Origin of the sequence: Ligilactobacillus salitolerans (genome assembly GCF_003864415.1) — a bacterium.
GTDB classification, from domain to species: domain Bacteria; phylum Bacillota; class Bacilli; order Lactobacillales; family Lactobacillaceae; genus Ligilactobacillus; species Ligilactobacillus salitolerans.
In genome coordinates, this window is record NZ_BFFP01000031.1 from 20,885 (window position 1) to 32,172 (window position 11,288).

Sequence of the window (11,288 nt, forward strand, 5' to 3'; positions counted from 1 at the left end):
TGTGATGATGGATGTGCTGATTTTTATCTCAATTATTTCGATCTGGGGGATCTTGCTGGTCAACCTGGGTTTGACTTTGGCGGGTTATTTGTATTATTTGAAATGGCAAAAGACACCCAGACCGCAGCTGTCTGAGAAAGAGGAAGTTCCCTTTGTCTCGATCATGGTGCCTGCACATAATGAAGGCGTCGTGATCGTTAAGACGGTTCAAGCGCTTTTGGAATTTGATTATCCGGCAGATCGTTATGAAGTGATCGTGATCAACGACAATTCATCCGACAATTCGGCAGAACTCTTGGCTCGTCTGCAAAAAATCTATCAGGGCCGTAATTTGGTTGTGATCAACACCGACCAAACCAATGGGGGAAAGGGCAAGTCGAATGCTTTAAACATTGCTTTAAAGCAGGCCCGAGGCACTTTGATCTCTGTTTATGATGCAGATAACACCCCAGAAAAAGACGCACTCCGGGTCCTGGTCGCACAGATCCAGCAGGATCCAGAACTTGGTGCGGTGATCGGTAAATTTAGAACGCGGAATAAAAATGCCTCCTTACTCACTCGTTTTATTAACATTGAAACTCTCTCTTTTCAGTGGATGGCTCAAGCAGGCCGCAGGCGGCTGTTCAAATTAGTGACGATCCCCGGGACTAACTATGTTATCCGGCGAGATCTATTGGAAGAGATCGGGGGCTGGGATGTCAAAGCTTTAGCCGAAGATACTGAAATTAGTTTTCAAATCTATCGCCATGGTTATCGGATCGAGTTTCAGCCGCTGGCCGTTACCTGGGAACAAGAACCGCAGACGATGGATGTTTGGTTTCACCAACGGACGCGGTGGGTCAAGGGCAATATCTATGTTGTTTTAAAGAATATGAAGTTGTTGTTTGACAAAAAAGCTCGCCGGATCCGGTTTGACCTCTTGTACTTTGCTTCGATTTATTTTTTGCTGCTGACGTCGTTGATTTTATCCGATGTTGCTTTCATTCTTTCAGTGGCAGATGTTTTCCATTCGCAGTTAGCCGGTTTTAGCGGGATCGTCTGGGGTCTGGCAATTGTGATGTTTATGGTTTCAACTTTCGCGACGATCACGACCGAAAAAGGAGAAATGACACTCCAGAATTTCTTACTAATATTTTTAATGTATGTTGTATACAGCCAGATGTGGTTAGCTGTCGCCTTGAATGGAATGGTGGGTTATATCCGTGAACAGATTTTTCATAAAGAAGCTAAGTGGTATAAGACTAAGCGTTATCAGTAACTCTTTATTAGTGTTGGCAACGCTGGTCTGCGTGTTTTTGCTAAGTCCTGGCAAGCGAGTTAACGCTGCTGAGACTTATACCTTCGAGCTTAAAGATCAAGCACAAACTTTATCTGGGACGAGTGTCGATAGTCAGTTTAACTTTGAAAAGCCAAATTATTGGCAGGTCAAACAAGCGACAATTACCCTGAATTTTCAGCTCACCTCCCTAAGTTTGCGGCAAGATTCGACACTGACCCTAGCAATTAATGGGGTCAAGTTTACTTCTTTTCGACCAAAAAAAACTGACCAGCGGCAAACTTGGACAGTATCTTTGCCAGTTGATCTGCTTGAAGACAACAATGTCTTACAACTCAGCGGGCAGATCACAACGCAAGGTAAAACAGGCTTTAAAAATGAACAGACGCCGGCCGATTGGCTGACTCTTTATCCGGGGACTACCGTCAATTTTCGCTATACAGAGGTCCCACCAGATCCGACCCTGAGCTCTTTTTTCACTCGTTTTATGGGAATTGATAAAATTTCAATGAACCAATCAACCATTGTGATACCAGACAATGCGGACAACGAGACTTTGAGTGCGGCTCTGATCGCCTTGACCGCGCGGCCGGATCAAACGGCGATTTCTGCTAGCGGCCGAGTCGGATTGAGGACCTTTTCTGCGGCCAATCAGCAAGATAAATATCGAGTCGTGGTTGCCAGATATGATCAGTTGCCGGTTGCGCTCAAAAAAGCACTCCCTGGCTCAAGGCTAAAAAATCAAGGCTTACTACAAACGGTGTATAGTCAAGGACACTATGACTTGGTAGTGACCGCGCGTTCTAATAAAATGCTGCGTAAAGCGGCGGCTTATTTTGCCAACCATGAGTTAATGGCACAAACAAATAAAAGCATGCAGCAGGTGAGTGTTAAGACTGACACTTCTCAGAGTAATACTCTCCAGTTGGAGCAGCAGTTGACCACAAAGGAACAAACCTTTACCGGCCCGGGTGAGCAGCAAAAACTTTTTGCGGTCTCCTTGCCTGCAGGACAAACTCAAAGTTTGGGTTCGCAGATCACGCTGCATTACCAGTATTCAGCAAAGTTGAGCTTCAAAAAAGCGAAGATCAAAGTTTATGTCAACGATCAACTGGCTGGGCAAAAGAAATTGACCAGAAAAAAGGCGCAGGGGGATTCGTTAGTAATTAAGCTGCCCCAGAGATCGACCATCCAGAACGGATACTTGATCAAGGTTGCTTTCGTGTTAGCGGGTCAAAATAAGCAGCAAAAAGAGCAGACGGTGTGGGCGAAATTGCAGCCTGATTCTGTTGCGCGCATCAAGCAGCAACCGATAAATACCCTCCTGTTTGACAACTTTTTCGGGGCATTGATGCCAGATCAGACATTAAATTCCTTAGCGGTGGTGCGGCCAAGAGAATTGACGAGCGCTGATCTAGCAGCGTTGAGTGATTTATTTGCTCTGCTGGGTCAAAAAGCACAGGGTGCAGAAAAACTGCAGGTTTATTCAGATCCCAGCCGCAAGGACCTCAGGGCAAAGAACATCATTGCTCTGGGGACTCCACAGCAAAATCAGCTGGTCAAAAAATTAAATCCTCGCCTTTACTTCAAATTTGCTCCCGGGTACCGGTATTTTGAATCAAATGAAAAGATGAGTTTAGAAGAAGACTGGAGTCAGCAATTGGGGATCGCCCAGTTGTTGCGGTCGCCCTATAACTCAAATCATGCTTTGCTAGTCGTGACAGCTGCTTCACCCCGCTACCTGGAACAGGCGGCACAGCAATTTGCGACAGAGAAGAGCTTGCAGGCGCTAAATGGGAAGGATGCTGTTGTGGTCGCTCAAGATCAGGGAATTTCTAGTTTTCGTTTTATTAAAGATCCAGTTCTAAATAAAAAATTGAATCAACAGATCAAACGCCGGGAAAACCAACAACTATACTGGTACCTTGGGATTTTGGGCGCTGCGATAGTACTTCTCGGAGCAGCAGCCTGGCTGCTGGTTGTGCATAAGAATAGGGTGGCAGGAGGAAGTCAAAAATGAAAAAAAAGACACTTAAGAATTTAAGCTTACAAACGGACGTCTGGTTGCTGGTTTTTATGGCACTGTTTGCAGCAACTGCGATTTTGATGACAATGAGTGCCCATCTTTTAGTCAATACAGTTTTTATTGGCATTTTAGCCGCTTTGCTGCTTTTGACCTATTTTTACGGGATAGTTGCCGGGTTGATCGGCAACTTTGCCTTTATCTTTGTGCAAGCTGTCTTGATGATTTACTACAACACACAAGCTCACGTTTCCTTACCTTTGGAGCTTAGTTTTTGGCTGTTTCTTCCCTTGCTTTTGTGTGTCGCACTCTATTTCTTTACGCAGGATGTGTGTGCGCTGCAAGAACAGAACCGTGAATTAAAAACTTCTTTAGTTGAACATGGAGCCTTTGATTCGCAGACGAATTTGCGGACTACAAATGCGTATTTGCAAGATGCTCAGGTCGCGATCGAAAATAATTACCGTTTCGATCTGCCTGTTACCCTGATGGTTTTTAGGATCCGCTACTACGAAGAGATCAGAAGACTGCTGTCAGACCAACGGCTAGAAAAGCTCTTGCTGCAATTATCGCAAACGGTTGACGGAGCAACGCGGACTAATGATCTGGCATACTTTTTAGATGATCAGGTTCCAACCTGGGGCGTACTTTTGTACACGGATAAAGCCGGAGCACAGATCGCTGGCGAGCGTGTGAAACAGAAGCTGGATGAGAGTCTGAGCTCCGCCGCTGAAAACAAGCAGTTAAACATTACGTTGACGATGGGAGTCGTTTCTTGGGATGAACAGGAGATGAAGGAGCCTTACGACTTGGTTCGAGGTGCTTTGAAAGAGATGGAATATGATGTTTAAGCGGCTGTTTTAACTTCAGTGGAGAATTGAAATGAAAAATGCTAGGAAAATTATACTAGGGTCCTGTCTGCTGTTACTTGGCGGAGCGGTGCTGCACGGCTGCGGGACTAAAAAGGAAACGGTCAAGTTGACTCAGACAAAGTCAGGGCTAGTATCTGAGCTTTACCAGGTCAAAAAAAATAACGCCTATCACACGCAAAGTGAACAGTTGGCGGATTTTGTCAGCAGCAAGATGTTAACTAAAAAAGGAATTTATACGCGCTATTCGTCTAAGACTAAGCTGACCCAGCAAGGTAAGGACCACAGAAGTATTTTGAGCGAATCAGCTGGTTTATGGCTGCAATATCTGTTAGCCAGCAATCAAAAGGAACAGTTTGCGAAGTTTTACCGGCAGACTAAAAATACGCTTTACCAAGAAGTTGGCCAATTTAGTTATCGGTATGATCCACAAAAAAAGCAGCTGGCTTCCGTTAACGCGAGCTTGGATGATTTACGGATCATGCGGGCGCTGAGCGACTATGACGTCAAGTATCATTCAAAGAAGTACCAAAGCGAACTAGAAACATTGGTCCAAAGTTTTAATAAACATCTTCTCAAAAACAGCGGTGAGTTGCTGAGTTTTTATGATGCCAAAAGCAAGAAAAGATCTCAGGACAGCCCCTTGGCTTATTATGATTTTAAGACCTTGCGCTTATTTGAAGATAGTTCTGCTCAGGGAAAAAAGTTGTACCATAAACAGTTGAAACTTGTGCAAGGCGGCTATCTGGGTGATGCATTTCCACTGTATGCTGCGCAGTTCAACGGTGGGCAAAAAGCATACTCAACTAAGAATTTGAACACATCTGAAGCCCTAGAGGTGCTTTTGCATTTGGCGGAAGTTGGACAGCTAAAAACTCCAAGTCTGGCCTGGTTAAAAGACCAAGTTGACCGGCAGAATTTGCGCAATGCGTATACAGTTAACGGACAAATGGTTGATTCAGCAAATTCAGCTGGAAACTATGCGTTAGCGGCCTTGATCTTTGCCGTCAAAGGCAACAACGAATATTACAATAAGGCAATGAAGCTGGTTTTTGCCCAGCAGATCACAGAAAAGAGGTCGACTCTTTTTGGTGCCTTGAGTCAACCTCCGCTGGAAGTTTCTTATTCATTTAATAATTTGACCAGTCTCTTGGCTGCACAAGCTGCTGAAAACTGATCCGCCAGCCGAGTTATTCAAGGCGGTGCGGCTTGGAATAATAATAACCCTGCCGATAGGTGATCTTGAGCCGATCGAGCAGTTGGTCATCAGCTGCGTTTTCGATTCCTTCAACTATCAGGCGTAAGTGATTTTCTTGAGCGACCCTTTTCCAAAAAGTCAGGCTGGCTGGAATTTGGTCTTCATTTCCAGAGCGGCGGAAATTTTGCATCGCGAATTTGATCGCATTGGCAAAAGGCAGCAGAACTTTGATCTTTTCGTATGTATTGATGCCAGTACCAACGTCGTCTATGGTCAACTGGATACCATTGTGGTGGTAGAACATGATCTGCTCAACGACCTGGGCGAAGCTGATCTGCTTGTCAACGGGTTCCTCAGTCACTTCAATGATCAGTGCAACCGGGAAAATATTTTTTTGAGTATCTGCTAAAACCTGGGCAAAATCATGATCCATAAACTGGGTCCAGTTCATATTGACTGCGACAAATTCGATTTTGCGGGCGAGTTTGGCTGCAACTTCGACTAACAGCTGACCTTGGACCTCATTGGGGACTGAGGCAAAAGAAGGCGGCAATTTCCAAGCGTTGTCTTCACGTTTCCTGATCAAAAGTTCGTAACCGACCAAGGAATTTGCAAATTTGTTGAGGTAGGGCTGAATAAAGTAGCAGTACATAAATGTCTTCTTCCTATTCTTAGGTATATGATATTTAGCGTTCTTGTTATTATAGCCTGATTTAATTTAAAATTGCTAGTTGACTAATTTAGCTTTATTTTTTTTGTTTGTGGGGGGATTTAATGAAAATTATCATAATTGGCGGATCGCATGCAGGGATGTTCGCAGCTGAAGAATTGATCAGAACGGCGCCGCAAAGTGAAGTTATTGTCTATGATCGCAGCCAGGTGCCAACTTTTGCCAAGGAAAGTATTCCCAATTACCTGGCTGGAGAAATCGATTCGCTTGAGGAGATGCACTTCGATGCGGACTTGGCGGCTAAAAGTACTAACATCAAGGTTTGTCGTAACCATAGTGTCCTCAGTGTAGACAGTGCGGGGCATCAGCTTGAAGTGGTCGATATGGCTACCAGCAAAGTTTTTACGGAACACTATGATCGTTTGATCGTTGCTAGTGGGGCAGCTAATCGCCTGCCATTGATCCCAGGAGTTGAAGACGACAACATTCTCTTGGTGCGCAGTTTCTATCAAGTTCAAAATTTGCGTAAAAAAATTGCGGCCAAGCAACGGATCGTCATCGTTGGCGGAGGCCAGGCCGGCTTGGAATTTACTGTGATCGCTCGAGAGCTGGGTAAAGAAGTTCACTTGCTGGAACGCAGTCAATGTATTGGCGAAGGCAGTTTCAGTTCTAATACGTCTCAGTGGCTCGAAGAACAGTTGAAACAAAAAGGCGTTCTGCTGCATGATGTCTGTCACTTGAAGGGAGTTGAACATCAAGCTGACGGTTCCTTGCTGGTCAAGACTAACCAAGAAAATTTTGAAACTGATTTGATCATCATTGCTATGGGCTTTGTGCCCAATACAAGTTTTATTGAAAATGAACTTGAGACTGATCTAGAAGGTGCGATCCTAGTCAATGAATATTTACAGACTTCAAGTCAAGATATCTACGCGATCGGCGACTGTGCCACGGTCAAATTTAAAGATGGCAGAGGTTCATTGAATACACGGTTATCGACTAGAGCGACCCGGCAAGGATTTGTCGCTGCGCATAACATTTTGGGCAGCCATTACAAATTTATTCCACTTCAAGGCACAACTGGGCTCAGGATCTTTGATCACTGGCTGGCACAATGCGGGTATACATTGCTCGCAGCTAAAAGCAGGGGCTTTGATGTGGGCGAAGTTACATACAAGGGGCCTTGGATCCAAGAATACCAAGGAATTTCATCTTACGTTGATGTTCACGTTGTTTATGATCGCAGTACTCGGCAGCTGCTGGGAGTGCGCGTTATTTCCGCGGAGAATGTCCTCCAGTATATCAGCGTTGTTGCAGTGATGCTGCAAAATAAAAATACGATCGATGATTTAGCTCAGGCTGATATTTTATACGAGCAGGGCAATGGGATGCCGGTCAATTTCATGAACTTTGCAGCCCAGCGAGCAGTGACTTATGAACGGCTGCATGGGCGTGATAATGCTCGGATCACATTAAGATAGGCAAGCGAACCACAGTTAACAAATTAAATGAACGTGAGGAAATCGACTTAAAAGAAAGGGGTGATCGGAATGCTGGCTAGTTTTATTGTAGAACTTATTTTTGGATTTTTTTTCGAAGCGGGAACTTTATCAACTTTCCAAGTAATGAGAAGTTACATTAAGAGATTGTTGCAGTTTCGAGGCGGTGAACAACTTCAGAAACGAATGGTTGAGATCTTTACAGCGAGTTACTTTATTTGTATCTGCCTGCTAGTGCTGGTAGTTGCGATCATCATGCCTGATTTTTTGAGATATGACAACTTCCTGTTGCTTATTATGGTGATGCTGTTGTTGTCGGCCAATTCAGCCCGCGTTTTTCGTTTAGTAATGTGGGTCAACGGTTTTTTGTTAGTAGGATCAATGCTCTGGCAACAACCGTTGGAATTAAAAGAGGTCTTTATTTTTTATCTGAGTTCGGCCTTGATTTTTATTGTGAGCCGAGTTTTTCTGCGGTGTACCACGCATAGCAAGTGGATCGGGGCTGTTATTGGCGGACTCGCTTATTGGCTGCTTAATGGGTTAGTCTATCACACAAGCTTTTCAACTACGGCTTATTCGATCTTGCTTTACCTGATTTTGATCCTGCCAATTTATTTGGGACTGTATTATACCAGACAGTTGAAGAATACTTTTAGCCAAGAAAAGTATCTCGCGACTTATGACGAAATGACAGCCGCTAAGAATTATCGCACCTTCAAAAAGGATTTTGAGGGTGAAGTTGCTGCGGCTGCTAAAGGTCAACCGTTGACATTGATTATGATAGATATCGATTGTTTTAAGACGATCAATGATTCATATGGGCATCTGGTCGGCAACGATGTTTTGCGCAGTGTGAGTGAGCAGTTGATTAAAAATGCCGCGCAATACGGGGCAGAAAAGAACGTTTATCGTTTAGGCGGAGAAGAATTTGGAATCTTTTTGACTGACAAGACCTTCAAAGAGACCCAGGAAATTGCTCAGGACTGTCATGACACCATCGGGGCACTTGCGCGATCCCTGTGGAGCAAGGTGAAATTTCAGTGACGACCTCGGTTGGCTTTGAAATGTATCGTCCAGGTGATGACCCGACTATTTTGTACCAGCGTGCTGATCTCCTTTTATATGAAGCAAAAAATAGAGGTCGCAACCAGGTCGTCGGCGCGGATGACCCGAGAGTTTTGTCCAAATTTTTGAATGCTGACAATCACTTAAAAAATTAAAAAGAAAAAACCGTAAATTGAATTTACGGTTTTTTGTTTATTCCAGTAAGGCAGGTTTGCCGTAGTAGTAGCCTTGACGATAGGAAAGCTTCATTTGGTCCAGCAGCTGTTCGTCATGCAAGGTCTCGATCCCTTCAACGATCAGGGTCAAGCAGTAACGTTGTGCGATCTCGCGCCAAAAATACAGGTCGGTCAGGATCGCATAGTCTTGTTTATTTGCGCGGTAATTTTGCAAGGCGAATTTAATTTCAGTGGCGTGGGGCAAGAAAACCTTGATGTTTTCATAAGTATTCATACCTGTCCCGACATCATCAAAACTTAAGAGAATGCCATGTTGTTTGAAGTAAGTCATTTGCGCGAGAATGTCATCAGGATCTTGCTCCCAAGCAGCGGTTTCTTCTGTGATCTCAAGGATCAAAGTCAGCGGGGCGATCCTTTTTTGAGCTGCTGTTAGGAGAGCGGCAAAGTTTGCGTTCATGAATTGCGAGCGATTCAGATTGAAAGAAACGAATAAGATTTCTTGTTTGATCCTAGCTGCCTCGTTTTGCAGCAGTTGTGTTTGCAACTCAAATGGGATATTTTTCAAATTAGCGGGGAAAGACCAACGCTGCTCTGAAAATTCTCGGATCAAAAGTTCGTAGCCCACGATTGTGTTGGTGACCTTGTTGATGAATGGTTGCGTAAAATAACGATACATAGGGACCTCCAGTATTTGCAGTGATATTAATTTTTATTTTTTGAAACAAAATTTAATTAATTAAGATTGGTGCTCTTGTTTTTGTGAACGGAATTTCAAGTTGTTGGATCTTCGACCGTGAAGTGTAATGAACTAAGCTTCAGCAGAAAGATCTGACTAAACAAGTATCGGATGAAAGAGAAAAAATTTAAGTAATTAAGTTAAAAAAGTTTGCTCATTATGAAGATAGTCGCAGTTAAATATAAAATCAAAAGATGATCTAAATAAAAAAATATATTAAAGAGACTACATTAGTAGTACAATATCAATATAGTAGTTTGAAAATCGTTGATAGTTCAAACCACGGTCAAATTGAGGGAGTAATGCCTGTACTGGCATATTTCTTGTCGAATTTGTCTTTTTTGTTTAGATAGAGAAATTTCTATGTCAAAATCACTGAAGTCTGGGCACTTGCGAGAATTCAAGGGTGCTGGTCGTTGCCGTTGGATCGTAGATTAAGATAAGGTGGAATTGCCAAATGAAAAGTGATTTTTTGGTTGAGTTGATCGTTTCATGGTTTTTCGTGATCGGGATCGCGGCTATCTATCATCTGACAGCAGATGTTCTCGAACATGGGTTGAAAAAGCGGGCTTTAAAAACGAATTTGGTTTCAGCTCGCGAGGTGTATAAGCTGTTGTATTTTGCAAGTATCTTCATCATTTTGCTATTCGTGCAGAAGGCTTTGCACCTGCAGTTATTGGGGAATGTTCAGTTGGTTTGCTTAAGCATCTTTTTAAGCATTGATGCCGATGTGCAGGCTTATTTAGTTGTTGGCGGAGTCAATACCGGAGTTTTTCTGAGCAGGTGCATGTTTATGCCGCGGACTTACTTGCCATTTTCGCTGATTTTATGGTTCAGTTTGATGCTTTTACTGAGCTTAAGTTTTTGGGCTGCTCATCATGGGCGATGGCTGCAATGGCTGGCTGCATTAAGCGGCGGTGTCAGTTTTTGGGGCATGGCATGGTTTTTCTTAAAGCTGTCTTTAACAGATCTGCTAATTCAGCTGGGTACATATATTTTACTTGTTTCAGCCACCTTGCCTTTCGTGTTTTTGTTCGCTAAAGCTAAACAAAAATCGCTTCGGATCAAAAATGAAAATTGTATTGATGCTTTAACTGGTGCCAAAAACTACCGCTGTTTTACGCGTGACTTCAATCGAGCCGTAAAAGAGTCACAAGCTAAGCGACAAACTTTGGCATTTGTGATGCTGGATATTGACTACTTCAAGGATATTAATGATCGTTATGGTCATCCGGTCGGAAACTTAACTTTGCGCAAAATGACCACTGAAGTCAAACTGTGTATCAGCCAACTCTGTCCAACAGCAGAAATTTACCGCTTGGGTGGAGAAGAGTTTGGGATCCTTCTTTATGGGCAAAATTCAGCTGCCACACAAGCTTTTGCCACCGAATGCAGGACACGGATCACACGGTTAGCCATTCCAACGGAACAAGGCAGGATCTATATTACCGGCTCGATCGGATATGATTTCTTGACTGTGCAAGATAATGCTGACGAGTTCTACAGCAGGGTGGACCAATATTTATATCAGGCTAAAGCTAACGGGCGCAGTCGGGTCGTTGGGCCGCTGGAACGCTTGGGTGCTGATCTTGTTTCGAATTGAAGCAGAACTTAACCCAATAAAAGCGGGAAATTTTTTCTGAGTGACCGTGTTTAATAGACTGTTTTTTTGAAATTAAGGGATAAAATTAGTGAAATTTAGGATAGAGCCTAGGACTCAAGTTGACTTGAGGTGCGGGCTCTTTTTTTAGCTAACTTTGAACGATCTTGAGCCCC

Annotated in this window: 10 protein-coding genes; 8 read left to right on the top strand and 2 right to left on the bottom strand. The window is 43.6% G+C overall.

Annotated elements, in window-relative coordinates; translation table 11 throughout:
• Positions 1-4: 4 nt before the first annotated feature.
• Genes LFYK43_RS08905 through LFYK43_RS08920 form a run of 4 tightly spaced genes read left to right on the top strand, consistent with a single transcriptional unit; the run spans position 5 to position 5,345 of the window.
• The gene (locus LFYK43_RS08905) at positions 5-1,258 is read left to right on the top strand and encodes a glycosyltransferase family 2 protein (RefSeq protein ID WP_229718009.1); all 1,254 of its coding nucleotides are present in this window, start codon (positions 5-7) and stop codon (positions 1,256-1,258) included.
• A gap of 31 nt (positions 1,259-1,289) precedes the next feature.
• Complete coding sequence (locus LFYK43_RS08910; protein ID WP_158609222.1) at positions 1,290-3,296, top strand: cellulose biosynthesis cyclic di-GMP-binding regulatory protein BcsB; 2,007 nt, start codon at positions 1,290-1,292, stop codon at positions 3,294-3,296.
• Positions 3,293-4,150, top strand: coding sequence for a diguanylate cyclase domain-containing protein (locus LFYK43_RS08915; protein ID WP_124977515.1), 858 nt, complete (start codon positions 3,293-3,295; stop codon positions 4,148-4,150). The genes LFYK43_RS08910 and LFYK43_RS08915 overlap by 4 nt, the downstream gene beginning before the upstream one ends.
• 31 nt (positions 4,151-4,181) lie before the next feature.
• A complete protein-coding gene (locus LFYK43_RS08920; RefSeq protein WP_124977517.1) occupies positions 4,182-5,345 on the top strand; it encodes a glycosyl hydrolase family 8 in 1,164 nt (387 codons plus the stop codon).
• 13 nt (positions 5,346-5,358) lie between these two features.
• Here LFYK43_RS08920 and LFYK43_RS08925 read toward each other — a convergent pair whose 3' ends face one another.
• Positions 5,359-6,018: an EAL domain-containing protein gene (locus LFYK43_RS08925; protein ID WP_124977519.1), complete on the bottom strand. Its 660-nt coding sequence runs from the start codon at positions 6,016-6,018 to the stop codon at positions 5,359-5,361.
• Positions 6,019-6,140: 122 nt separating this feature from the next.
• Between LFYK43_RS08925 and LFYK43_RS08930 the strand changes: the two genes are divergently transcribed.
• The 3 genes from LFYK43_RS08930 (at position 6,141) to LFYK43_RS13010 (ending at position 8,755) form a co-directional block, all read left to right on the top strand.
• On the top strand, positions 6,141-7,517 hold the full coding sequence (locus LFYK43_RS08930; RefSeq protein WP_124977521.1) for an FAD-dependent oxidoreductase: 1,377 nt from the start codon (positions 6,141-6,143) through the stop codon (positions 7,515-7,517).
• A gap of 144 nt (positions 7,518-7,661) precedes the next feature.
• Positions 7,662-8,579 (top strand): GGDEF domain-containing protein, encoded by a 918-nt coding sequence (locus tag LFYK43_RS13005; RefSeq protein WP_158609223.1) that lies wholly within the window; start codon positions 7,662-7,664, stop codon positions 8,577-8,579.
• Positions 8,576-8,755 (top strand): nucleotidyl cyclase domain-containing protein, encoded by a 180-nt coding sequence (locus LFYK43_RS13010; protein ID WP_158609224.1) that lies wholly within the window; start codon positions 8,576-8,578, stop codon positions 8,753-8,755. The genes LFYK43_RS13005 and LFYK43_RS13010 overlap by 4 nt, the downstream gene beginning before the upstream one ends.
• A gap of 37 nt (positions 8,756-8,792) precedes the next feature.
• On the opposite strand, the gene LFYK43_RS08945 is transcribed toward LFYK43_RS13010, so the two are convergent.
• Positions 8,793-9,452 carry an EAL domain-containing protein gene (locus tag LFYK43_RS08945; RefSeq protein WP_124977526.1) on the bottom strand — a complete coding sequence of 220 codons (660 nt, stop codon included), beginning with the start codon at positions 9,450-9,452 and terminating at the stop codon, positions 8,793-8,795.
• A 517-nt stretch (positions 9,453-9,969) separates the two neighbouring features.
• Between LFYK43_RS08945 and LFYK43_RS08950 the strand changes: the two genes are divergently transcribed.
• Positions 9,970-11,115, top strand: a complete 1,146-nt coding sequence (locus LFYK43_RS08950; protein ID WP_124977528.1) for a GGDEF domain-containing protein — start codon at positions 9,970-9,972, stop codon at positions 11,113-11,115.
• The last annotated feature ends 173 nt before the right edge of the window (positions 11,116-11,288 follow it).